We start from the raw sequence: 23,492 nt of genomic DNA, 5'->3' as shown, positions 1-23,492 counted from the left end.
GTCACAACCGATGTCGCCGCCCCTTGCGCTTGACCTAGGATTACGTCGCAAATGCGTCAATATCCATGGATGTCGCGGGTGCTAATCCTTCAGAGACCGTAGCGCGCCGCCAGCGCCGGATCGCGCGCTGCCACCTGCCGGGCGAGGTCGACGATGACCTTGGCCTGTTTCCAGGTCGCGTCGTCCTGCATCTTGCCGTCGATCATCACCGCGCCCGAGCCGTCCGGCATCGCCTCCAGGATGCGCCTGGCGAAGGAAACCTCGTCGGGATCAGGGCTGAAGACGCGCTTGGCGATCTCGATCTGCGAGGGATGCAGCGTCCAGGCGCCAGCGCAGCCAAGCAGGAAGGCGTTGCGGAACTGGGCCTCGCAGGCGGCTCCATCCGAGAAGTCGCCGAACGGGCCGTAGAAGGGCTTCAGGCCGGCCGAGGCACAGGCATCGACCATCTTCGCGAGGGTGTAATGCCAAAGATCCTGCTGCGCGATCGCGCGCGGGCCGCCATCGGGCGCGGGGTCAGCGATGACCTTGTATTCGGGGTGGCCGCCGCCGACGCGGGTGGTCTTCATCGCGCGCGAGGCGGCGAGGTCCGCTGGGCCAAGGCTCATCCCATGCATGCGGGGGGAGGCGGTGGCGATCGCGTCGACGTTCTTCACGCCCTCGGCGGTCTCCAGGATGGCGTGGATCAGGATCGGCTTGGGCAAGGCGTGGCGCGCCTCGTACTGCGCCAGCAACTGGTCGACATAGTGGATGTCCCAGGGCCCCTCGACCTTCGGCACCATGACCACGTCGAGCTTGCCGCCGATCTCGGACATGATCGCGGCGATGTCGTCGAGGAACCAGGGCGAATTCAGAGCATTGACGCGGGTCCACAGGCCGGTCGCGCCGAAATCGGTGGCCTTCGCCAGCTCGATGAAGCCGTCGCGCGCCGCCTGCTTGGCCTCGACCGGGATCGCGTCCTCGAGGTTGCCGAGCACGATGTCGACCTGGCCGGCGAGCTCGGGAACCTTGGTGCGCACCTTCTCCAGATGCGGGGGCACGAAATGGATCATCCGCTCCAGCCGGAGCGGCAGTTCGCGATAGGGCTCGGGCGCACCGATCGCCAGCGGGCGGAAGAACTGGCGCGGCGTCTTGGTGGTCATGCTCGGCTCCATGCTGCAATGCAGCGAATGTGCCGGAAGGTCGGCGCGTCGTCCATCGCTCTTTCGACGGGCTTAGGCGAATTATCCTAGGGTGAAAAGCCTAGGATAACTATCCTTCACTCCATTCAGTTCCGCGAGAACGGCGTGTGCAGCACGACGCGCGGCGGATTGGCAATCGGATCACGTGGGCTGAGCAGGCCGCGCAGACCGAGCGTATCGGCGTCGCTGGCGTAGTTGTCATCGTGCAGGCTGGCCTCGCGCACCCGCATCTGCCGGCGCAGAGCGCGGACCTGCGCTTCCTTATGCGAAATGCCGACCTTTTCGTCGATCTTGCGGCGGTCGCTCGCCGTCAGGTCGGGCGCGCCGCGGAAATCGCGGAAATCGGCGGTGGTGTAGGGCCATTTGCCGCCGGTGAAGGTCCGCACCCGCCCGTCGAGCACAATGCTGTCGCCCGGCCGCAAGGTGAAGTCGCGCAGCAACGAGACGCGGCGATCCTTCGCCGTCGCGATGGCAGGCCGGCAGGCCGGATCGGCGCCGCGCTCATAAGCGTAGGCCATCGGCAGCGCACGATAGGTCTTGCCGTCGCTCGCCACAGCGTCGTCGATCGTGGCGGCGCCGGCCGCAACCTTGAAGACCTTGACCGGCACGCCGGGATTGGCGGCCTGGCAGAGCGCTTCATGCGCTCTGAGATCGGACTGGCTGCGCAGATGGCCGATCGGTGCCTGGAAGCCGTCGCAGAGGCGCACGCAGATGGTGCGCGTCACGTCGGCCGCGCCGGACACCGTGTCGTAGCGGATCGCCGGCGGCTTCGGCTTCGGCTGTGCCTGCCTGGCTGCAGCACGAACCGGCTTGAACGGATTGAGCTCGACCGGCGGCGGCGCGAGACGGCCATCCGGGCGCGCCTGCTGGAAGAAGGGCACGGACCAGGTGTGGCGGGCCGGGGCATAGGCCGACACCGGAACCGAGGCGTAGGTCGCCCGTGGCGGCGCGCGCTCAGCCCTGCGGACCGCTTCTTCGCGATAGAAGGCACGGATACCGGCATCGTCCTCGGCCTGGACCAGCGAGACGGTCAGGATCGTGCCACCCGCGCCGAGCGCGAGCCCGACACCGGCCATGGCGATCATACGCAGGCCGCTGTTGCGGCCGCGCGAAACCGAATTCACCTTTGTCGAGGAACTGGAACCGGTCGGCGGGACAGGATCGGAACGCAGGCAATCGACATTACGGACACGAAGCACCGCGATCTCTCCATCGCTCGCTGGTTCATTGTCCGCCGCAGGATTGGCTTAGTTTACTTTTCGTTAAGACTCAACGGCCGGCGGGGCGCTGTCACCGCAAAGCCGGCGTCATCGTTAACACCGAAAAGGCGCGTGTCGTCCCGGGCGACCGAAGGGAGACCCGGGACCCATTCCGGAACTTCTTTCGGAAAGGCTCAGGAATGGATCCCGGATCGGCGCGGCTTCGCCGCTTGTCCGGGATGACCAAGAATGACGCTGAACGCCCTCTCAATCCGCCGGGCGGTGGACCGCCTGCGGGATCGCAACAGGGATTGCGCCCGGCACCGACGCCGCTTCCTCCCGCTCGCCGCGACCGCGGCCGGAGATGAAGCTGTCGACCTTGTCGAGATAGAAATAGACGACGGGCGTGATGTAGAGCGTCAGCAGTTGCGAGACGACGAGGCCGCCGACCACGGCGATGCCGAGCGGCTGGCGCAGCTCCGCGCCAGCGCCGGCCCCGAGCGCGATCGGCAGCACGCCGAAGATCGCGGCGAAGCTCGTCATCATGATCGGCCGGAAGCGCACCAGCGCGGCCTCGCGGATCGCGGTCAGCGCATCGTCGCCCATCTTGCGGCGCTCGATCGCGAAGTCGACCATCATGATCGCGTTCTTCTTGACGATGCCGACCAGCATCAGGATGCCGATGATCGCGATCACCGACAGGTCCATGTGGAAGTACTGCAAGGCGAGCAGGGCGCCCAGGCCCGCAGAGGGCAGACCGGACAGGATCGTGATCGGGTGGATGAAGCTCTCGTAGAGAATGCCGAGGATGATGTAGATCACCAGGATCGCCGCGAAGATCAGCAGGCCCTGGCCCTTCAGTGCGTCCTGGAAGAGTTGGGCCGAGCCCGCGAAACTGGTCACGATCGAGGCGGGCAGGTTGATGTCGCGCTCGGCAGCGCGGATCGCGTTGACGGCGTCGCCCAGCGAGACGCCGGGTGCGGTGTTGAACGAGATCGTCACCGCCGGCTGCTGGGAGATACGGTTGACCGCGAGCGGCCCGACGCTCGGCTTGATCGTCGCCACCGTCTCCAGCGGCACGTTCTGGCCGTTGGCGGCCTTCAGCATCAGCCGCGACAGCACCGCCGGATCCTGCTGGTAGGCGCGCTCGGCCTCCATGATGACCTGGTAGTCGGTGGCCGGCGTGAAGATCGTCGCGATCTGGCGCGATCCGAAGGCGTTGCCGAGTGCCTGGCGGATCTGGTCGCTGGAGATGCCGAGGCTGGCGGCGCGCTCGCGGTCGATGTCGATCGAGAGCTGCGGATTGCGCAGTTGCAGGTCGATATTGGCGTCGCGCAATTGCGGCAGCTGCGACAGACGCTGCTGCATCAGAGGCGCATAGTTGAAGAGGGCGCCAAGATCGGGCCCCTGCAGCGAATAGAGATACTGTGCCCGCGAGGAACGACCTGCGTTCAGGTTGATGTTCTGGACCTGCTGGAACACCGCGGTGATGCCCGGCACCTCCGAGACGGCCCGGCGCAGCCGCGCGATCACGACCTCGGCCTTGTCGCGCTGCTCCTTCGGCTTCAATGCGATGAACATGAAGCCGTTATTGGTGGCGTTGAAACCGCCGATATTCGAGGTCAGGTAGTCGATCGCCGGATCGGCCTTGACGATCTCGGCAAGACGCATCTGGCGCGCCGCCATCGCCTCGAACGAGGTGTCGGGCGGGCCTTCGGTCGAGCCGCGCAGGAGGCCGGTGTCCTCGGTCGGGAAGAAGCCCTTCGGCACGTCCATATAGAGCTGGACCGAGACATAGACCGTGCCGAGCGTCACCAGCAGCATCAGGAAGCGTGCCTTCAGCACGCAATCCAGCGTCCAGCGATAGGCTCCGAGCATGCCCTGGAAGCCGGCCTCGAACACCCGTTCGACGATGTTCGGCTTCTTGTGGTGGTCATGCGCCTTGAGGAAGCGGGCGCAGAGCATCGGCGTCAGCGTCAGCGAGACGAAGCCGGAGACGATGATCGCCGCCGCGATCGTGCCGGCGAATTCGGCGAAGACCTTGCCGACAACGCCGCCCATGAAGAAGACCGGGATGAAGACGGCAACCAGCGAGATGGTGATCGACAGGATGGTGAAGCCGATCTCGCGCGAACCGTCGAGCGCCGCCTGGAACGGCTTCTTGCCCATCTCGATATGCCGGATGATGTTCTCCAGCATGACGATGGCGTCGTCGACGACGAAGCCGACCGCGAGCGTCAGCGCCAGCAGCGAGATGTTGTCGAGCGAATAGCCCAGCGCGAACATGATCGCGAAGGTGCCGACCAGCGAGATCGGCAGCGCCAGCGTCGGGATCACAGTCGCGGCGAAGCTCTTCAGGAACAGGAAGATCACCATGATCACGAGAGCGATCGCGATCATCAGCGAGACCTCGACATCCTCGACCGCCTCGCGGATCGGAATCGAACGGTCGTTGAGGACGTGCAGCTCGATCGCCGCCGGCAATTGCGCGCGATAGGCGTCGAGCTTGCCTTTGATGCTGTCGACGACCTGGACGGTGTTGGCGTCCGACTGGCGGTAGACCGCCAGCATGATCGAGCGCTGGCCGTTATACCAGCTGCCGGTCTGGTCGTTCTCGACGGAGTCGTAGATCTGCGCGACGTCGTTGAGCCGGATCGGGATGCCGTTCTTCTGCGAGATGATCAGGTTGCCGTATTCGCCGGCCCGCTCCATCTGGCCGGTGGCGCCGAGCGTCAGGCGCTGGTTGGCGCCGTTCAGCGTGCCAACCGGGGAGTTGGAGTTCGCGGCGGCGATGGCGGTGCGGACTTCTGCAAGAGAGAGGCCGCGGGCCGAGACGGCGTCGGGGTTCACTCGCACGCGGACCGCATATTTCTGCGCGCCGAAGATGTTGACCTGGGCGACGCCGGGCAATTGCGAGATCTGCTGCTGCAGGATGTTTTCGCCGAATTCATGGACCTCGTAGAGCGGCTTGGTCGCCGAGGTCAGCACCATGAACAGCACCGGCTGGTCGGCCGGGTTGACCTTCCTGAAGCTCGGCGGGGCAGGGAGCTCTGGCGGCAGGCGCCGCACCGTCGCGCTGAGCGCCGCCTGCACGTCGAGCGCGGCGCCGTCGATATTGCGGTTGAGGTCGAACTGCAGCGTGATCGAGGTCGAGCCCTGCTGCGAGACCGACGACATCGAGGTGATACCGGAGATCGAGGCGAATTCGCGCTCGAGCGGCGCCGCGACCGACGACGCCATCGTCTCGGGGCTGGCGCCCGGCAGGCGGGCGCTGACATTGATGGTCGGGAAATCGACCCGGGGCAGCGCCGCGACCGGCAGCTGCTTGAAGGCGAACAGCCCGAAGATCAGGAACGTCGCCATCAGAAGGGTCGTCATGACCGGGCGACGGATGCAGAGCTCGGGCAGGTTCATCAGCCGGCGCTCCCCCGCTGGGAGGTGAGATTGGGCGCTGGCGGGCTCTGGCCGCCACGGCCGCGCTCGACCGTGCGTGCCCCTTCTGTCAGCAGCAGCTGCCCGTCGATCACCACCGTCTCGTCTCCGGTCAGGCCCGACGCGATGACGGCGCGGTCATCGACATTGCGGGCAACGACGATCGGCCGGGCGCGGGCGAGGTTGTTCTCGATCACGAAGACATAGGAGCCGTTCTGGCCGGTCTGGACCGCCTCGCGCGGCACGGTGACGGCATCAGGCTCGGTCCGCAGTGTCAGCCGGACCTGACCGAGCGCGCCGGGCCAGAGCGTCTCGGCAGGATTGTCGAAGCTGGCGCGAATCTGGATCGTGCCGGTCGTCGCATCGACCGCGTTGTCGATCACCGCGATCGTGCCTTCGATGCTCTTGCCGACGCCCTGCTGGCTCGCCTGGACGACCGCCGTCTTCGCCTGCATCGCCTCGCGGATCTCGGGCAGATAGCGCTGGGCTACCGCGAAGCTGACATAGATCGGGTCGATCTGATTGATCGTCGCCAGCATCGCCGAACTGTCGCCGCTCTTGGCGATATTGCCCTCCTTGAGGGCAGCGACGCCGACGCGGCCCGAAACCGGCGCGCTGATCGTGTAGTAGCTGAGCTGGACGCGCAGGCTGTCGACCGCCGCTTCACCGCCGCGGATCGCGGCGCGCAGGGTGCTCACCGCCGTGCGGGCGGTGTCGAGCCGCTGGTCGGTGGCGATCTCCCGCCGCGAGAGCTCCTCGGCCCGGCGCAGATCGGATTCGGCCGCGATCAACGAAGCCTTGTCGCGCGCGACATTGGCCTCGGCCTGGCGCAGCTGCGCCTCGAGCTGGCGCGAATCCAGCCGGAACAGCACATCGCCCTTGTTGACCATGGCGCCGTCGCGGAACTCGACCGCCATGATCTGGCTGTCGACGCGCGAGCGGATGTTGACGGTGGAGATCGCCTGGACGGTACCGATCGCATCGATCCGCACCGGCATTGCCCGGCGCTCGACCTTGGCGGTGACGATCGTCACCGGCGGCCGGTTGGCCTGGCCTGAGCGGTTGTTTCCGCCCGCCGCGGGGGCTGACGCCGTCGCGGCCGGCTTGGCCGGACCGGGGATCACCTTGCCATAAGGAACCTGATCGAGCGGCCAGGGAATAGGACGCCCAGTGTAATGAAGAAACGCGCCCGCGGCGAGCACGCCCGCGGCCGAGAACAGAGCCACACGCCCGAAAGTCAGCACTGCCATAGAAAGCCTTGCGCCACGGGAACGCCGTATCCGGCTAATCCGGACGGTCGCTCCGCACATCGTCCTCACCGCAAGAATTTAGCATGAAGACGGCCCGGTTTCGACGCAAGTGTCTAACACGGTTTATTGAGCGCTGTAGCGACGAAGTGACAGGACGACAATTCGGCCAGTTGAAATCGCCCGCACACGTCTTGCGTGCGACAAGCAAAGGCTGCTCAGAGAACAGCAATCACGATGCCGACCCACATGAAGAACAGGCAGGCAATGCCGGCTGCAAAGACGAGCGCTCGCTGCTTCAGGCTGTTGGTTCCAGTATGAACCAATGTATGGACGATGCGCGTGGCGACATAAGCCCAGGCCAGCATCGCCATGACATAGCCGGTCGCGCCGACATGGATCGCGATCAGGATCAACGCGAAGAACAGGACCGGCGTCTCGAACTGATTACTGAAATTGGCCGCGGCCAACCGCGCCGTGTCAGGGTAACGTTCGGTCGAGACGGCGATATCGGCGAGCCCGACCTCGCGATTGGCGAAGGCCCGCTTGCGGCGCCGGAACATGATGACGAGGACGACGAAGCTCCAGAGGATCTGGGCCAGCGCCGGATAGATCAGCTTGAGCGTCATGTCGTCCTCTTCGCGGAGCGGCGGACCGACAACTGGGTCCACCCTCCGGAAGTATCTGATGCCCGATCGAAAAAGGACAGATCGCCGTGAGGCGATCCGAAATCAGGAGCGCGTCGGGTAGTTCGGGCTCTCGCGCACGATCGTCACGTCATGGACATGGCTCTCGCGCAGGCCGGCGCTGGTGATGCGGATGAAGCGGGCCTTGTTGCGATAGTCCTCGAGGTTGCGGCCGCCGACATAGCCCATCGCGGCGCGCAGGCCGCCGGCGAGCTGGTGCAGCACGCCCGAGACCGGGCCCTTATAGGCGACCTGGCCCTCAATGCCCTCCGGCACCAGCTTCAGCGCATCCTTGATGTCCTGCTGGAAATAGCGGTCGGCCGAGCCGCGCGCCATCGCGCCGACCGAGCCCATGCCGCGATAGGCCTTGTAGGAGCGCCCCTGGTACAGGAAGGTCTCGCCCGGCGTCTCGTCGGTGCCCGCGAGCAGCGAACCGACCATGGCGCAGGCGGCGCCGGCGGCGAGCGCCTTGGCAAGATCGCCGGAATATTTGATGCCGCCATCGGCGATGATCGGGATGCCGGCCTTGTGCCCGGCCGAGGCCGCATCCATCACCGCGGTGAGCTGCGGCACGCCGACGCCGGCGACGATGCGGGTGGTGCAGATCGAGCCCGGGCCGATGCCGACCTTGATCGCGTCGGCGCCGGCGTCGATCAGGGCCTGCGCGCCGCCGGCGGTGGCGACGTTGCCGGCGATGACCTGGACGGCATTGGAGAGCTTCTTCACCCGCGTCACCGCCTCCAGCACCTTGGCGGAGTGGCCATGGGCGGTGTCGACGACGATGAGGTCGACGCCGGCGTCGATCAGCATCTCCGAGCGCTCGAAGCCGAGGTCGCCGGTGGTGGTCGCTGCCGCGACCAGCAGCCGCCCCTGGCCATCCTTGGCGGCATTGGGATGCGTGACCTGCTTCTCCATGTCCTTGACGGTGATCAGGCCGATGCAGCGGTAGTGATCGTCGACCACCAGCAGCTTCTCGATGCGGAACTGATGCAGCAGGCGGCGGGCTTCATCCTGCGCGACGCCTTCGCGGACCGTGATCAGCCGATCCTTGGTCATCAGCTCGGAGACGGGCTGTTCCGGATTGGCGGCAAAGCGCACGTCGCGATTGGTCAGGATGCCGACCAGCTTGCCCTTGTGCCCCTGCGGGCCGCGCTCGACCACCGGAATGCCGGAGATGCCGTTGTTCCGCATCAGCGTGAACGCGTCGGCCAGCGTCTCGTCGGGATGGATGGTGATCGGGTTGGCGATCATCCCGGATTCGAACTTCTTGACCAGGCGGACCTGCGCCGCTTGCTGCTCGGGATCGAGATTGCGGTGCACGACGCCGAGGCCGCCGGCCTGGGCCATGGCGATCGCCATCTTCGCCTCGGTGACCGTGTCCATCGCCGAGGCGATGATCGGCAGGTTGAGCGAGATCGTCTTGGTGAGCTTCGTCGAGATATCGACATCGCCGGGCATCACCTCGGACGGGCCGGGCTCGAGCAGCACGTCGTCGAAGGTGAAACCGTCGCGAATGAGGCCGTCAGTGATGGTCGCCATCGTCAACTCCGGGGCCGGTACGGCCGGCACTGAAAAGGGGCAGGGCGGGTGTGCCCTAAGCCGAGTTGACGAGGCCCGATATCACGCGTGTGGCGCGCCCGCTAGAGGCGTCATGACAAAAGTTATGAGCGTCGGGCGCAACCCAAGGCCACGCCCGATGCAATGGCGGTCAGCGGGTCATTACTGCTTGCGGACGGGGCGCGCCTGAGTGGCCTGCGCAGCGGGAGCTGCGTTGGGCGCCACGAAGAAGCAGCCATTGCCCATCATCATGCTGCCCTTGGCGTTGGCCATCTGCTGGCAGTCCTTCTGACGGCCGCAGTTGGTGGTTCGCAATATGTCGCCCGAGCCCGGCGTCACGACGCGCATCGCGCAGCCTTCTTCCCAGCTCATCGACTGGGCGAGGGCCGGCGCCTGCCCGGCGCCGAAGAAAGCGGCTCCGGCGAGCAAGGCGACCGCAGCACCGTGGCGCAAAGCGGTCAGGGTGAGCGAGCGGACTGCGTGGTGGGTGGAGTTGATCATAGGACACCTCTTGCCCGCGGACCGGCCGCGTCGGCGTATGCGAAATCATCGCCCCTTCGGCCATGAGATAGGCACGATCTTGCCCGAATGACCCGCGACAGACGCATAGCTGAGCCGCAATCACGTCCTTGTGATGAGCTGCACACATCTCCGGAATCGACCCGTCACCGGTTATGTCAGCGGTTTTGTCATGCAGGGAATGCAACCCTCGTCATCCCGTCCCGATCCGCTCTCGCCAGCCGGATAAGCCCGCATTAAAGGGCAGCAGGCGGCCGAAAAATTCCGAAAGTCCGATTCCTTGCAGCGCGCCAAGCTCCTGCCTCTCATCGTCGCCTGCGCGCTGTTCATGGAGAACACCGACTCGACGGTGATTGCGACCTCGCTGCCGGTGATCGCCCAGTCGCTCGGCGAGGATCCGATCGCGCTCAAGCTGGCGCTGACCTCCTATCTCGTCAGCCTTGCCGTCTTCATCCCGATCTCCGGCTGGATGGCCGACAGGTTCGGGGCCCGCACCATCTTCAGGACGGCGCTCGGCATCTTCATGCTCGGCTCGGTGCTCTGCGCCTTCTCGAACTCGCTCGGGGCCTTCGTCGGGGCACGCTTCATCCAGGGCATGGGCGGGGCGATGATGGTGCCGGTCGGCCGGCTCGTCATCCTGCGCAGCGTCGAGAAATCGGAGTTGGTCAGTGCGCTGGCCTATCTGACGGTGCCGGCGCTGGTCGGCCCGGTCGTCGGCCCCGTGGTCGGCGGCTTCATCACCACCTATTTCGACTGGCGCTGGATCTTCTTCATCAACCTGCCGATCGGCTTGCTCGGCATCGCGCTCGCGACGATGTTCTTTGAGGATATCCGCGAGGAGGACGTCGCTCCGCTCGACATCAGGGGCTTCCTGCTCTCCTCGACCGGCTTCGCCGCGCTGATGCTCGGCCTCGCCACCGGTGGGCGCCATCTCGTGCCTGTCGCTGTCTCCTATGGCTGCGTCGCCTTCGGGATCGCGGCATTGGTCCTCTACTGGTTCCATGCCCGCCGGCTGGCCTATCCAGTGCTCAATCTCTCGCTGCTGCGCATCCCGACCTATCGAATCGGCGTCCTCGGCGGCTCTATCTTTCGCGTCGGCATCGGCGCGATCCCGTTCCTGCTGCCCCTGATGCTGCAGCTCGGTTTCGGCCTCGACGCGTTGCAATCGGGCCTGATCACCTTCGCTTCGGCCGCAGGCGCGCTCGTGATGAAGACGCTGGCGAAGACGATCCTCGCCCGCTTCGGCTTCCGCGGCGTGCTGACGTTCAACGCGCTGATCGGCTCGGCCTTCCTGGCAGCTTCAGGCCTGTTCACCCCGACGACGCCGCACTGGATCATGCTCGGCGTGCTTTTCATCGGCGGCTGCTTCCGCTCGCTGCAGTTCACCGGCATCAACGCGCTGAGCTATGCCGACGTCTCGAACCGCGACATGTCGAGCGCGACCAGTTTCTCCAGCGTCGCCCAGCAACTATCGCTCAGCCTGGGCATCACCGTCGGGGCGTTCGCGCTCGAGGCCGCCAATCTCTACAATGGCGGCAAGGCGCTTGGTGCCGGGGATTTCTGGCCGGCCTTCGTCCTGGTCGGTCTGATCTCGGCCTCGTCGGCGCTGTGGATGATCAGGCTGAAGCCTGATGCCGGCGCGGAAGTCTCCGGCCATGCGCCGATGAGCGCCCGCAAGGTCACCGCGCAGGCGATCGAGGATCAGAAGCCGCTCGAGTGATGTGCCCTGGATTGACGAAGCCGCGCCGCTGCGCCAGCGGTGACACATGATCTCCGGCCAGAATCGCCTGTTCCTCGGCGTCGGGCACTCGGCCCTCGGACGCCCCTGGCGCGACCGCCTCGATCCCGCCGGCCTCGCGCAAGCCGAGGCGCTGGCGCAGGTCGAGGGTGTGCCCGATACGCTGGCGCGCGTCCTGGCCGGCCGCGGCGTCGCCTCCAGCGAGGCGCTGCGCCATCTCGAGCCGAAGCTGCGCGATCTGCTGCCGGACCCATCCGTGCTGCGTGACATGGACCGCGCAGCGCAGCGGCTCGCGCAGGCGGCGATATCCGGCGAGAAGGTCGCGATCTTCGGCGACTACGACGTCGACGGCGCCTGCTCGGCGGCGCTGCTTGCCGGTTTCCTGGCCGAGTCGGGAGCCAAGCCGCGCATCCATATCCCCGATCGCCTGATCGAGGGCTATGGCCCCAACGCCGAGGCCATAGCCATGCTGGCAGGCGAGGGCGCAACACTGCTCGTCACCGTCGACTGCGGCACGACCAGCCACGAGCCGCTGCAGCAGGCGGCACGGCTCGGCCTCGACACTGTCGTGCTCGACCATCACCAGGCGCCGGAGCTGCTTCCCGAGGTCGAGGCGCTGGTCAATCCAAACCGGCAGGACGATCTCGCCGGTCTCGGCCATCTCTGTGCCGCCGGCGTGGTCTTCCTGACGCTGGTCGCGACCAATCGCGAGCTGCGTCGTCGCGGCGCCTGGCAGGCAAGGGGCGGCGAGCCTGATCTGCTCGCGGCGCTCGATCTCGTCGGGCTGGCGACTGTCGCCGATGTCGTGCCGCTGATCGGCCTCAACCGCGCCTTCGTGCGCCAGGGCATCGTCATGATGCGGCTGCGCCAGCGGCCCGGCCTCGCGGCATTGCTCGATGTCGCCGGGCTCGATGGGCCCGTGCAGGCTTGGCATCTCGGCTTCCTGCTCGGGCCACGCATCAATGCCGGTGGGCGCATCGGCGACGCGGCTCTCGGCGCCCGTTTGCTCCTGACCTCGGACGAGGTCGAGGCGCGCAGCATCGCCGCCGAACTCAACCGGCTCAACCAGGAACGTCAGGAGATCGAGCGTGCCGCGGTCGAGGAAGCGGTGGCCGAGGTCGAGCATCGCTTCGAGGATGCCGCCGCGCATCCGGTGCTGGTCGTCGGCTCGGCCGATTGGCATCCGGGCATTGTCGGGCTGATTGCGGGCCGCCTGAAGGAACGGTTCAACCGGCCGGCCTTCGCGCTGGCGCGTAACGCCAATGGCGGCGCGACCGGCTCTGGCCGCTCGATCGCCGGCGTCGACCTCGGCTCGGCCGTGCGCCATGCGGTCGAGGCCGGTCTTGCGGTCAAGGGTGGCGGCCATGCCATGGCGGCCGGCGTCACGCTGGCGCCAGGGCAGGAGGGCGCCTTCGCCAGCTTCGTCAGCGAACGGCTGGCCCGTGGTGTTGCCGGTTCGCGCGAGGCCGAGGCGCTGCTGATCGACGCGGCTATCAGCGCCGGCGGCGCCAATCCGCGCCTGCTCGCCGAGATCGACCGGGCCGGCCCATTCGGCGCCGGCTGCCCGGAGCCGGTCTTCGTGCTGCCGGCACATCGCCTCACGGAGGTGATCGAGGTCGGAGCCGGTGGGCACATGCGCATCAAGCTGCGGGCGGGCGATGGCGCCACGATCGGGGGAATCGCCTTCCGCGCCGCGCGCGAGCCGCTCGGCCAGGCGCTGCTGGCGGCACGCGGCGAGAGCGTGCATCTGGCGGGCACATTGACGCTGAATCGCTGGGGCGGCAACGAGCGGGCCGAGCTGCGCGTGGTGGATTTGGCCCGGCCGCTGTGAGCGGATGCGAAAAACCCTGACAACGGGGTTGCCCAAGCTTCGCCGGGACACTATAGCTCGCCCCGCCTCGCAAGAGCGCTTCGCGCTCAGGCCCGCGGTCTTCGTCTATCGGTTAGGACACCAGCCTTTCACGCTGGGGAGACGGGTTCGACTCCCGTAGACCGCGCCACTCCTGTTCAGCGCTACAGCATCGCGATCACAGCCACCACGCTCGTGGCGAGCGCAGCGCCGCTATCGCTAGGCGCTCTCAGGGCTCGCGCTGCTTTCTCAGATACATGTCCCAGCAGGGCGAAAGGCTGATCAGCTGGCGGCCTTCCAGGGCCTGGGCGAACTGTGTCCAGATCGCTGCCCGCTTGACCTCGTAGGGGCATTTGGGCCGCATGATCGCGTCGATGTCGCGCAGGGCTTCCAGCATCTCGCGCGTGACCTTCGGGTTGGTCCGCTCGGTATCGATGCCGAGTGCGACGTGAAGCGGAGCAGCGCGGCCGAGCAGGTGATTGAATGGGCTGACGAAGTCGAGCGCGAAGAAGCCGTTGAGCTGGCGGCGGTTTGTGGCTTCCCAGCGCTTGATGGCATCGACGCCCTGCTGCACTTCGAGCAGCCAGGTCGCCTGGTGGTCGATCTCCGAGAACAGGGTGGCCGACGGCAGCAGGCCCCGGCGGACGAGGTCGGCGGAGGCGTCATAATACTCGACATAGTGCTCGAGCTGCCCGACCGCGCGCTCCGCCAGCTCCGGCTTCAGGCTGACGCGGCCGAGCGGCCCGACATCCGGCACCTCCAGCGCCTGGTAGCGCGGAGCGGCGATCACCGCGCGCGCCCCCCGCTCCAGGAAGATCACGGCGCTGGGTAGCGAGACGGCCATGACGAGCATCAGGACCCATGGACGCAACTGGTCGCCGGATTTTTGGGAATAGTCCTTGAGGATCAGGATCAGCACCGGCCAGAGCCCGATGAATTCGAGCGACCCGCTGTTCTGCGTCTCGCCGAGGACCAGTGCGAAGAGGCTCGCGCCCAGCCAGCCCAGCGGCGAGGTCAGCAGGCTCCCCTGCGACAGCCGGTCCCGCCGCGCCGCGTAGGCGAGAACGCCGATCAGAGCCAGGCAAGGCGCGATCACGTTGAACTTGATCGAGCCCAGCGTCAGGAAGCGCCGCAGGAACGAGGCGGAGTTGAGCATCGCCAGATCGAGGATGTCTTCGAGATAAGCGAAGACGAGGCCGGTCGCGAGTTCGATCAGGCCCAGGCAGGCGATGACAGCGCCGGCGGCGATCGCCGCATCGCGAAAGCGCATGCGCCCGGCCAGAACCGCATAGCCGACAAGGGCAGCGCCCGAGACTGGCCCCGTCACCTTGACCAGGAACAGCGCGACCATCAGCACCGCGACGAGCGTCGTCAGCAGGGCCCGGCTCTCGACGAAGAGGAGCGCCGCCAGCAGCAGATAGAGCAGCAGGGCCACATGGCGGTTGTAGTAGCCGAACCCGTCGAAGCCGGGCGATGGGTAGAGGCTGTGAAGATTGATCGGCAGCGAGGTCAGAACCAGGAACGGTATGACGATCGCCAGCGCCAGCTTGCGCGAGCGTGCGCCGATGTCCCAGGCGATCAACGCAGCGATCGGCAGCGAGATCGGCACGATCGCCCAATTGGCGAGCAGGGCCGGCTGCGCCTGCGGGAACAGCGCCTTGATCCCGGCAGTGAGATAGAAGCCGAGCGGACCGATCGAGGTGAAGAAGTCGATATTGGGAACCTGCCCCTGCCGGATGCGCTGGGCGGCATCGAGGTAGATGTCGGTGTCCCAGTAATTCGGGCCGAGCGGCAGGCGGATCGGGAGCGCGAGCCCCAGGATCACCATCGCCAGGAACGCCGCGATCCAGAAGGTCGGAGACGTGATCGAAGATCGCCAGACTGCCCCGGACACCGGACTACCTGTTGCCGCTTGAGAGCCGCTCATCATCACCTGTTCCATGAGCCATCGGGGGAACATGGCAGAAATGTGTTACCCGATCGCTTCCGGCTTTGTCGAAAGCTGCAATCTTTAGTTGCACGAGCTGCCGGCGCAGGAATGTGCGCGGCCGCCGGGTTCTCAGGCGCCGACGCCCGTCCTATAAGGCGGCGCCGTCGCCATCGTCGGTCAAGCGAGAATGCCGCATGGCCGACATCGCCAGCCTGTTCAACCTGGTCGCGCCCTTCTTCGGGCTGATCCTGCTCGGCTTCCTGATCGGCCGTTACAAGCGGCTGCCGGGCGAGGGGCTGGCCTGGATGCAGTTCTTCCTGATCTATGTCGCGCTGCCTTGCCTGTTCTACCGGCTGATCGCCGACAAGCCGCTGAGCGAGCTGACCAACTGGCGCTTCGTCGCGGTAACGACGCTCGCCACCTTCTGCGCCTTCGTGCTCTCCTTCGCACTCGGTTGGCGCCACACCCATGGCGACATGCCGCAAGCGGTGATGCAGGGCGTCGCCGGCTCCTATTCCAATATCGGCTATATGGGCCCGCCGCTGATCCTGGCGGCGCTCGGCCCCGCCGCCAGCGCGCCGGTGGTGCTGATCTTCGTCTTCGACAATCTGCTGCTGTTCTCGCTGATCCCGTTCCTGATGGCGCTGGCTGGCGTCGAGAAGCGCAGCTTCGCCGCGACGGCCGCCGAGGTGGTCCGGCGGGTCGTGACCCATCCCTTCAATGTCGCGACCGTCGCCGGCGTGCTCGCGGCTTTCCTCAAGCTCGAATTGCCGACCGCGATCGACAAGATGACGCTCTGGCTCTCGCAGGCGGCCGCACCCTGCGCGCTGTTCCTGCTCGGCGTCACGGTCGCGCTGCAGCCGATACGGCAGATGCCCGGCGAATTGCCCTGGCTCGTGGCGATCAAGCTGCTGCTGCACCCGTTGCTGGTCTGGCTGCTTCTATCGGGCCTCGGTGATTTCTCGGCGCCCTGGGTCTATGCCGCGGTGATCATGGCGGCGCTGCCGCCGGCGCTGAACATCTTCGTGATCTCGACGCAGTATCGCGTCGGCATCGAGCGCGCTTCGGCCTGCATCCTCGTCGGCACCATCGTCTCGACAGTGACGCTGACGGGCTTCCTGTGGCTGGTGAAGACGGGCAGGATGCCGGCAGATTTGTTTCACTGAAGGCCTGAGAGGGCCTGTCTTCCCGGGCCCGCCGATGCAGCCGCTCTCCGATCTCCTCGTCCTCGATTTCTCGACCCTGCTGCCGGGCCCGCTTGCAAGCCTCTTCCTCGCCGAAGCCGGCGCGCGCGTGATCCGGATCGAGCGGCCGGATGGCGAGGACATGCGCCGCTTCCCGCCGCGCTTCGGCGAGACCTCCGCTCCCTTCGCCGCCCTCAATCGCGGCAAGCAGAGCCTCGCCATCGATCTCAAGGCGTCTGACGCGCTGGCACGGTTGACCCCATTGATCGAGCAGGCCGACATCGTCATCGAGCAGTTCCGGCCCGGCGTGATGGCGCGCCTTGGCTTCGGCTACGAGGCGCTGAAGGCGCTCAATCCGCGCCTGGTCTATTGCTCGGTCAGCGGCTACGGCCAAGACGGTCCGCGCGCCTCCGAGGCCGGCCACGACATCAACTACCAGGCAATCGGCGGCCTGCTCGGCCAATCGCTCGCGCGCGGCAGGCCGGCGCCACTGCCGCCGACCTTGGTCGCCGACATCGCCGGCGGCGCCATGCCGGCTGTGATCAACATCCTGCTCGCCCTGCGCGAACGTGACCGCTCCGGCCAGGGCTGCCATCTCGACATCGCCATGACCGATGCGATGCTCGCCTTCTCCTGGTACGCATTGGCGCAGGGACAAGCCGCCGGCCGCTATCCCAGTGGCGGGGAGGGGCTACTGACCGGGGCCAGCCCCCGTTACGGCCTCTATGCTACGGAAGATGGCTGGTTCCTCGCCGTCGGCGCACTCGAAGAGAAGTTCTGGGCGAGCTTCTGCGAGGGCATCGGCCTCGACGCCACATTGTGGGACGACCGGCTCGACCCGGAGGCGACGCGCTCCGCAATCGCCACGATCATCGCGTCCCGGCCGGCGAAACATTGGCGGGAAACGATCGAACCGCTCGACTGCTGCTGCACCGTGGTCCGGACGCTAGACGAAGCCTTGGCCGATCCGCACCTGACCGCGCGCGGCCTGCTCGACCGGCAGGTCGAGGAGCCCGGTGGAAGGCGCATGGTCTCGACACCGCTGCCGCTCGCGCCGGTCTTCCGCGACGCCGCGCCGGCGCTGCGGCCAAGCCCACCGGTCGGCGACTACGAAATCTGAGGCTCAGCCTGCCGCGGTGCCGCCGGCGAGGCCCTGGCGCATCACCAGCCGGCGCAAGGGCGCGATCCGCGACAATGCGAGCAGCCCGGCGCCGCGCATCAGGTCGGCCGGCAGCAAGTCGGTCAGCAAGGTCCGGTTGAGCGCATCGACGGCGCCGGTGCGCAGTCGCACATCGGCCTGGCGCGAGCGGTCATAAGCAGCGAGCGCCGCCTCGTCGCCAGGATCGTCGGCTCCGGCCACCGCATCGCGCAGCGCCGCGACGTCGCGCAGGCCGAGATTGAGTCCCTGCGCCCCGATCGGCGGGAAGACATGCGCGGCTTCGCCGATCAGCGCCATGCGGTCGGCGGCGAAGCGATCGACCGACAGGCCGCCCATCGGTACGCGCCCGCGCGGGCCTGCGACGGTCAGCGCGCCGAGGATCGAATGGGTCCGGCGCTCCACCTCCCGGGCGAAAGCGAGATCATCCATTCCGGCGAGCCGGTCCGCGTCCTGCGGTTCGACCAGCCAGACCAGCGAGGAGCGCCGGCCGGACATCGGCACCAGCGTGCACGGGCCCGAGCGGGTGTGGAATTCGGTCGAGGCGTCCTGATGCTCGCGGCGATGGCTCAAGATCGCCGTCAGCGCCACCTGTGGGTAGCTCCAGTCGCGCGCCGTGATGCCGGCGGCCTCACGGACCCGCGACTTGCGGCCATCGGCGCCGACGACGAGGCGGGCCGCGACAGGCGTAAAGCCGTCACCCGCCAGACGGACACTGTCGGCGCCTGCCGCGATCTCCGTCACCGCCTGCGGGATCATGTGGATACGCGGCTCGGCCGCGGACCTGGCTGCCATGGCTTCGACCAGCACGGCGTTCTCGACATTCCAGCCGAAGGCCGGCAGGCCGAGTTCGGCCGCCTTGAACTCGACCGGTGGCTGCCGGAACAGGCTGCCGGTGTCGTCGACCATTCGCATCACCGCGAGCGGCGCGGCGACCGCGTCCAGCGTCTCAGTCAAGCCGAGCGCCTCGAGCAGCCGCCAGGAACCGTCGAGCAAGGCGACGGTACGGCCATCGCGCGGCGCGCTCGCCTGCCCGAACAGCACGACCTGCCGCCCGGCGGCGGCGAGCGCGAGCGCTGCTGCGAGGCCGACCGCGCCGGCCCCGACGATGGCGATGTCGCAATGCTGCTGATCCGTCATGGCCTTTGGGTAGCCGATGCGGGCTCCGCTGGCGAGCGCTGGCTTGCCGCAGCTATCCCCAAACCACGCCCTTGCCGGGCTTCTGGGCGATCTCCCGGAACGAGACGATCCGCTCGTCGATGCCCTCATGACCGAGCACAGCGCGGACCTGCCGCCCGGCGCCACGAATCTCGACGGCGGAACCATGCCGCAACGCCTTGTCGATCATCGCCTTGAGCGAGACTGCCGCGCTCGAATCGGCGAAGGGCACGCCTGAGAGATCGAGCACGATCCGCTCGGGAAAGGGGCCGACGCGATCGAGCACGGTCGCGACATGGCTGCTGGCGCCGAAGAAGAGCGGGCCGGTGATCTTGTAGTGGAAGGCTTCGCCGTCGCGCTTGCCGTTGCCGTTCATCTGCGGCTCGTCATGACCCGCTTCGTCATAGTCGACGAGGCCTGTGTCCATGCCGGCCTCGACCGTGACGATATTGGCCATGCGGTGCATGAAGATCAGCGATCCCAGCACGACGCCAACGCCGATCCCGACCATCAGGTCCTCGAAGATCACCAGCAGGAAGGTCGCGAGCAGCACGAGCGAGTCGGCGCGCGAATGCCTGAGGATCGCCGCGAAAGCGGCCTTCTCGGCCATGTTCCAGGAGACCACGGCGAGCACCCCGGCAAGCGCCGCCAACGGGATGTAGGAGGCGAGCGGCGCCGCGACCAGCATGAACAGCAGCACGAAGGCGGCGTGCAGCATCCCGGCGATCGGCGTGACGCCGCCGGCGCGGATATTGGTCGCGGTGCGGGCGATCGTGCCGGTGACGCAGATGCCCCCGAAAAGGGGCGAGCCGATATTGGCGACGCCCTGCGCCACCAGCTCCATGTTCGAGCGGTGCCGGCGTCCGCTCATCCCGTCGGCGACCACGGCGGAAAGCAGCGATTCGATGCCGCCAAGCACGGCGATCGACAGCGCCGCCGGCAGCACCTCGACCAGCTTGTCGAGGCTGAAGGCCGGCAGATGCGGGGCGGGCAGGGCGCGCGGAATGCCGCCGAAGCGGCTGCCGATGGTCTCGACCGGCAGATTGAACAGGAAGGTCGCGGCGGCGGCGAGCGCGACAGCGATCAGGAGACCCGGCCAGCTCGGCCGCCAGCGCCTGATGGCCAGGATCGTCGCGACCGTCAGGGCCGAGAGCCCGAGCGCTGCCGGGTTGAGCGTGCCGAGCGCGCCCCCGAGCGCCTGCAGCTTCGGGATCAGCGCCGCCGGCTCCTTGCCGGGCAGCGTCAGGCCGAGCAGATCGCGGATCTGGCTCGCGAAGATGATGATGGCGATGCCGGTGGTGAAGCCGACCAGCACGGGATGCGGGATGTACTTGATGTAGGTGCCGAGCCTGAGCGCCCCGACCGCAATCAGCACCGCGCCGGCCAGCATGGTGGCGAGCAGAAGCCCGTCGAAGCCGTGCTGGTCGATCGTCGCGGCGACGAGGACGATGAAGGCGCCGGCCGGCCCGCCGATCTGGTGGCGGCTGCCGCTCAGCGCCGAGACCAGGAAACCGCCGACGATCGCAGTGAACAGCCCGGCCGCCGGTGTGGCGCCACTGGCGATGGCGATCGCCATGGAAAGCGGCAGCGCGACGATCGCGACCGTCAGCCCGGAAAGAGCATCGGCGCGTAGCCGCGCCAGGCCATAGCCTTCCCTCAGGGCGGAGATCAGCTTGGGCGTGAAGGCCTCGCGCAGGATCGGCGGGCCACCGAGATGAGCGCCTTGCCTGTTCATGTCAGAGACCGATCATGCAGAGATGCCAGACCGACTCGGCGTTTGCGCGGGTCTGCCGTGCAGTGCAGCCGTTGCGCGGGAGGAAGGCAAGTCCCTATCGTTGCGGCCATCGACATCAGGAGATCGCCATGGCGAAAGCAATCCGCGTACACAAGACCGGTGGCCCCGAGGTTCTGCAGCTCGAAGAGGTCAGCCTGCCGGCGCCGGGAGCGGGCGAGATCCTGATCCGCAACCGCGCCATCGGCCTCAACTTCATCGACACCTATTTCCGCACCGGCCTCTACCCGGCGCCGCTGCCGTTCACGCTCGGCAACGAATCGGCGGGCGACGTGCTCGCGGTCGGCCCCGGCGTCACGGAGTTCAAGCCGGGCGACCGGATCGCCGTCGTCGCCGCCCATGGCGCCTATGCCGAGGAGCGCATCGTTCCTGCGTCGGCGGTCGTCGCCTTGCCCGACAACGTGTCCTACGAAGCCGGCGCCAGCATGATGCTGAAGGGGCTGACGGCGGAATACCTGCTTCACCGCACCTATCCGGTGAAGCCGGGCGACACGATCCTGGTCCATGCCGCGGCCGGCGGCACCGGCTCTATCCTCTGCCAATGGGGCAAGGCGCTGGGTGCGACCGTGATCGGTACCGTCGGCAGCAAGGAGAAGGCCGAGCTCGCCAGGGCGAACAAGGCCGACCATGTCATCCTCTATCGCGACGAGGACGTTCCGGCGCGGGTCAAGGAGATCACCGGCGGCAAGCTCTGTAATGTTGTCTATGACGGCGTCGGCAAGGACACCTTCATGGGCTCGCTCGACTCGCTCAGGCCATTCGGCCTGCTGGCGAGCTTCGGCAACGCCTCGGGTGCGGTCGAGGCCTTCAATCTCGGTATTCTCGCCGCGAAGGGCTCCCTCTACGTCACCCGCCCGACGATGAACACGCACACGGCCAACCGCGACACCCTGGTCGCGATGGCGAAGAACCTGTTCGAGGCGGTCGGCTCCGGCAAGGTCGCCGTCGCCATCAATGCGCGTTTCGCTTTGAAGGATGCGGCCGATGCGCATCGCGCGCTCGAAGGGCGCGGAACGACCGGCTCGACAGTGATCGTGCCGTAGAACGAGCGATCCGGCGACACTGCATGCGGCCGCCCGAAGGGCGGCCGTTTCCGTAACGGAACGAAAAAATCGAAAGTTTCGAAACCTGAAAGCGAAAGCGCGCCTGGAGCCGGCAAAGCGGGGCCAACAACAAGATTATTGGTCCCTTACGTCATGTCCCCGCTTCTTCGCCGCGTCGGCTTCACCCTCTCCTTCGTCATCGTCGCGATGGCGCTCAACGCACAGCTTGCCGCCCGGCCGACGCTCCAGCTCGTCACACAGGTCAGCGATGCGCAGATCGTCTTCGAGAAGTCCTCGCGGCCGCGTATCGGCCGTGTCGCCGAGCCGCGCCGCATGCCGCGCCCGATGGCCGCGGCCCATGCCTGAGAGACAGGCTCCGCTCAGACCGCCATGCCGTGCAGGTCATAGGCGTCGGCACGCTCGATCTTCACCGTGACGATATCGCCCGGCCGCAGCGGCCGCCGGCTCGACACATAGACATTGCCGTCGATCTCCGGCGCGTCCCATTTCGAGCGGCCCTTGGCGACGGTCGGGCCGGCCTCGTCGATGATCACCGGAATGCGCTTGCCGACGCGCCCCTTGACGATGCGGGCCGAAACCTCGGCCTGCGTCTTCATGAAGCGATGCCAGCGCGCTTCCTTCTCGTCTTCGTCGACCAGCGGCAGGCCGAGATCATTGGCGGTCGCGCCCTTGACCGGCTCGTATTTGAAGCAGCCGACGCGCTCGAGCTTGGCTTCCTTCAGCCAGTCGAGCAGGAAATCGACGTCTTCTTCCGTCTCGCCGGGGAAGCCGACGATGAAGGTCGAGCGGATGGCGAGGTCGGGGCAGATCTCGCGCCATTTCCGGATCCGCTCCAGCGTCTTCTCGTGATGGGCTGGGCGGCGCATCGCCTTCAGCACCGAGGGGGAGGCGTGCTGGAACGGGATGTCGAGATAGGGCAGCACGTTGCCTTCCGCCATCAGCGGGATGACCTCGTCGACATGCGGGTAGGGGTAGACATAGTGCATCCGCACCCAGACGCCCATCTGGCCGAGCTCGCGCGCCAGCTCGAAGAAGCGGGTACGGACCTCGCGGTCCTTCCACATCGACGGCGCGTACTTGATGTCGAGCCCATAGGCGCTGGTGTCCTGCGAGATCACCAGCAGTTCCTTGACGCCGGCCTTGACCAGCTTCTCGGCCTCGCGAAGCACGTCGCCGATCGGCCGCGAGACCAGGTCGCCGCGCAGTTTCGGAATGATGCAGAAGCTGCAGCGGTTGTTGCAACCTTCTGAAATCTTTAAGTAAGCGTAGTGCCGCGGCGTCAGCTTGATGCCCTGGTCCGGCACGAGGTCGATGAAGGGATCGTGCTTGGGCGGCACCGCCTGGTGCACGGCAGAGACGACGCTCTCATAGGCCTGCGGGCCGGTGATCGCGAGCAGGTTCGGGAAGGCGTCGCGGATCTGCTCGGGCTCGGCCCCCATGCAGCCGGTGACGATGACCTTGCCGTTCTCGGCCATGGCCGAGCCGATCGCTTCCAGCGATTCCTGCTTGGCGCTGTCGAGGAAGCCGCAGGTGTTGACGATGACGACGTCGGCACCCGCATGGCTCTTGCTGAGCTCATAGCCCTCCGAGCGCAGCGAGGTGATGATGCGTTCGGAATCGACGAGCGCCTTGGGGCACCCGAGGGAGACGAACGAGATTTTCGGCGCGACGGCGTTCATCGGCGGCGGAACTCTGAAAACGGAGCAAGGGAAAAGCGCGGCAAGGCCGGCGCGTTGGCGCTTCCTTTGATCCTTTTTGGACAAATTTGCAAATGCGAGGCCGGTCGGTGCCGACCCGTCTTTC

At 67.0% G+C, this 23,492-nt stretch carries 17 protein-coding genes and 1 tRNA gene; 7 read left to right on the top strand and 11 right to left on the bottom strand.

All coding sequences use genetic code 11. The annotated features are described in order from the left end of the window. Positions 1 to 89: 89 nt before the first annotated feature. From VGV58_RS09195 to VGV58_RS09165, 7 genes are all read right to left on the bottom strand, one after another. A complete protein-coding gene (locus VGV58_RS09195; protein WP_326873716.1) occupies positions 90 to 1,139 on the bottom strand; it encodes an HpcH/HpaI aldolase/citrate lyase family protein in 1,050 nt (349 codons plus the stop codon). A 125-nt stretch (positions 1,140 to 1,264) separates the two neighbouring features. Then, positions 1,265 to 2,377, bottom strand: coding sequence for a DUF2865 domain-containing protein (locus VGV58_RS09190; protein WP_326873715.1), 1,113 nt, complete (start codon positions 2,375 to 2,377; stop codon positions 1,265 to 1,267). A gap of 267 nt (positions 2,378 to 2,644) precedes the next feature. After that, the gene (locus VGV58_RS09185; protein WP_326873714.1) at positions 2,645 to 5,791 is read right to left on the bottom strand and encodes an efflux RND transporter permease subunit; all 3,147 of its coding nucleotides are present in this window, start codon (positions 5,789 to 5,791) and stop codon (positions 2,645 to 2,647) included. Continuing rightward, the gene (locus VGV58_RS09180) at positions 5,791 to 7,059 is read right to left on the bottom strand and encodes an efflux RND transporter periplasmic adaptor subunit (protein ID WP_326873713.1); all 1,269 of its coding nucleotides are present in this window, start codon (positions 7,057 to 7,059) and stop codon (positions 5,791 to 5,793) included. The genes VGV58_RS09185 and VGV58_RS09180 overlap by 1 nt, the downstream gene beginning before the upstream one ends. Before the next feature lie 215 nt (positions 7,060 to 7,274). Then, positions 7,275 to 7,685, bottom strand: a complete 411-nt coding sequence (locus tag VGV58_RS09175) for an MAPEG family protein (protein ID WP_326873712.1) — start codon at positions 7,683 to 7,685, stop codon at positions 7,275 to 7,277. Positions 7,686 to 7,787: 102 nt separating this feature from the next. Next, complete coding sequence (guaB, locus tag VGV58_RS09170; protein ID WP_326873711.1) at positions 7,788 to 9,281, bottom strand: IMP dehydrogenase; 1,494 nt, start codon at positions 9,279 to 9,281, stop codon at positions 7,788 to 7,790. Between the two features lie 180 nt (positions 9,282 to 9,461). Then, positions 9,462 to 9,800: a hypothetical protein gene (locus VGV58_RS09165; RefSeq protein ID WP_326873710.1), complete on the bottom strand. Its 339-nt coding sequence runs from the start codon at positions 9,798 to 9,800 to the stop codon at positions 9,462 to 9,464. 298 nt (positions 9,801 to 10,098) lie between these two features. Here VGV58_RS09165 and VGV58_RS09160 point away from each other — a divergent pair, with 298 nt between their 5' ends. The 3 genes from VGV58_RS09160 (at position 10,099) to VGV58_RS09150 (ending at position 13,556) form a co-directional block, all read left to right on the top strand. Further along, positions 10,099 to 11,538: an MFS transporter gene (locus VGV58_RS09160; RefSeq protein ID WP_326873709.1), complete on the top strand. Its 1,440-nt coding sequence runs from the start codon at positions 10,099 to 10,101 to the stop codon at positions 11,536 to 11,538. Positions 11,539 to 11,584: 46 nt separating this feature from the next. Beyond that, positions 11,585 to 13,387, top strand: coding sequence for a single-stranded-DNA-specific exonuclease RecJ (gene recJ, locus VGV58_RS09155; protein WP_326873708.1), 1,803 nt, complete (start codon positions 11,585 to 11,587; stop codon positions 13,385 to 13,387). A gap of 94 nt (positions 13,388 to 13,481) precedes the next feature. Further along, positions 13,482 to 13,556, top strand: a tRNA-Glu gene (locus VGV58_RS09150). A 78-nt stretch (positions 13,557 to 13,634) separates the two neighbouring features. Here the strand turns inward: VGV58_RS09150 and VGV58_RS09145 are convergent. Further along, complete coding sequence (locus tag VGV58_RS09145) at positions 13,635 to 15,299, bottom strand: hypothetical protein (RefSeq protein WP_326873707.1); 1,665 nt, start codon at positions 15,297 to 15,299, stop codon at positions 13,635 to 13,637. A 230-nt stretch (positions 15,300 to 15,529) separates the two neighbouring features. Between VGV58_RS09145 and VGV58_RS09140 the strand changes: the two genes are divergently transcribed. Both VGV58_RS09140 and VGV58_RS09135 read left to right on the top strand, forming a co-directional pair. Beyond that, a complete protein-coding gene (locus VGV58_RS09140) occupies positions 15,530 to 16,501 on the top strand; it encodes an AEC family transporter (RefSeq protein ID WP_326873706.1) in 972 nt (323 codons plus the stop codon). 34 nt (positions 16,502 to 16,535) lie between these two features. Further along, positions 16,536 to 17,639 (top strand): CaiB/BaiF CoA transferase family protein, encoded by a 1,104-nt coding sequence (locus VGV58_RS09135; protein WP_326873705.1) that lies wholly within the window; start codon positions 16,536 to 16,538, stop codon positions 17,637 to 17,639. Between the two features lie 3 nt (positions 17,640 to 17,642). Here VGV58_RS09135 and VGV58_RS09130 read toward each other — a convergent pair whose 3' ends face one another. Next, positions 17,643 to 18,815 (bottom strand): UbiH/UbiF family hydroxylase, encoded by a 1,173-nt coding sequence (locus VGV58_RS09130; RefSeq protein ID WP_326873704.1) that lies wholly within the window; start codon positions 18,813 to 18,815, stop codon positions 17,643 to 17,645. 52 nt (positions 18,816 to 18,867) lie between these two features. After that, a complete protein-coding gene (locus tag VGV58_RS09125; protein WP_326873703.1) occupies positions 18,868 to 20,568 on the bottom strand; it encodes a SulP family inorganic anion transporter in 1,701 nt (566 codons plus the stop codon). Between the two features lie 128 nt (positions 20,569 to 20,696). Here VGV58_RS09125 and VGV58_RS09120 point away from each other — a divergent pair, with 128 nt between their 5' ends. Both VGV58_RS09120 and VGV58_RS09115 read left to right on the top strand, forming a co-directional pair. Then, positions 20,697 to 21,668: a quinone oxidoreductase family protein gene (locus VGV58_RS09120; RefSeq protein ID WP_326873702.1), complete on the top strand. Its 972-nt coding sequence runs from the start codon at positions 20,697 to 20,699 to the stop codon at positions 21,666 to 21,668. A 153-nt stretch (positions 21,669 to 21,821) separates the two neighbouring features. Beyond that, on the top strand, positions 21,822 to 22,034 hold the full coding sequence (locus VGV58_RS09115; RefSeq protein ID WP_326873701.1) for a hypothetical protein: 213 nt from the start codon (positions 21,822 to 21,824) through the stop codon (positions 22,032 to 22,034). 14 nt (positions 22,035 to 22,048) lie between these two features. Here the strand turns inward: VGV58_RS09115 and rimO are convergent, their stop codons facing one another. Continuing rightward, the gene (gene rimO / locus VGV58_RS09110) at positions 22,049 to 23,368 is read right to left on the bottom strand and encodes a 30S ribosomal protein S12 methylthiotransferase RimO (RefSeq protein ID WP_326873700.1); all 1,320 of its coding nucleotides are present in this window, start codon (positions 23,366 to 23,368) and stop codon (positions 22,049 to 22,051) included. Positions 23,369 to 23,492 lie beyond the last annotated feature (124 nt).

It is taken from the genome of Allobosea sp. (assembly GCF_035944895.1).
Taxonomy (GTDB): domain Bacteria; phylum Pseudomonadota; class Alphaproteobacteria; order Rhizobiales; family Beijerinckiaceae; genus Allobosea.
This window is presented reverse-complemented; position numbering and strand designations above follow the sequence as displayed.

Bases quoted from the DNA above. Each gene is read 5' to 3' on its own strand.
- VGV58_RS09195 (WP_326873716.1), bottom strand. From the start codon at position 1,139: ATGACCACCAAGACGCCGCGCCAGTTCTTCCGCCCGCTGGCGATCGGT.
- VGV58_RS09185 (WP_326873714.1), bottom strand. From the start codon at position 5,791: ATGAACCTGCCCGAGCTCTGCATCCGTCGCCCGGTCATGACGACCCTT.
- VGV58_RS09130 (WP_326873704.1), bottom strand. From the start codon at position 18,815: ATGACGGATCAGCAGCATTGCGACATCGCCATCGTCGGGGCCGGCGCG.
- guaB (WP_326873711.1), bottom strand. From the start codon at position 9,281: ATGGCGACCATCACTGACGGCCTCATTCGCGACGGTTTCACCTTCGAC.
- VGV58_RS09175 (WP_326873712.1), bottom strand. From the start codon at position 7,685: ATGACGCTCAAGCTGATCTATCCGGCGCTGGCCCAGATCCTCTGGAGC.
- VGV58_RS09140 (WP_326873706.1), top strand. From the start codon at position 15,530: ATGGCCGACATCGCCAGCCTGTTCAACCTGGTCGCGCCCTTCTTCGGG.
- VGV58_RS09115 (WP_326873701.1), top strand. From the start codon at position 21,822: ATGTCCCCGCTTCTTCGCCGCGTCGGCTTCACCCTCTCCTTCGTCATC.
- VGV58_RS09135 (WP_326873705.1), top strand. From the start codon at position 16,536: ATGCAGCCGCTCTCCGATCTCCTCGTCCTCGATTTCTCGACCCTGCTG.
- VGV58_RS09180 (WP_326873713.1), bottom strand. From the start codon at position 7,059: ATGGCAGTGCTGACTTTCGGGCGTGTGGCTCTGTTCTCGGCCGCGGGC.
- recJ (WP_326873708.1), top strand. From the start codon at position 11,585: ATGATCTCCGGCCAGAATCGCCTGTTCCTCGGCGTCGGGCACTCGGCC.
- VGV58_RS09120 (WP_326873702.1), top strand. From the start codon at position 20,697: ATGGCGAAAGCAATCCGCGTACACAAGACCGGTGGCCCCGAGGTTCTG.
- rimO (WP_326873700.1), bottom strand. From the start codon at position 23,368: ATGAACGCCGTCGCGCCGAAAATCTCGTTCGTCTCCCTCGGGTGCCCC.
- VGV58_RS09125 (WP_326873703.1), bottom strand. From the start codon at position 20,568: ATGAACAGGCAAGGCGCTCATCTCGGTGGCCCGCCGATCCTGCGCGAG.
- VGV58_RS09165 (WP_326873710.1), bottom strand. From the start codon at position 9,800: ATGATCAACTCCACCCACCACGCAGTCCGCTCGCTCACCCTGACCGCT.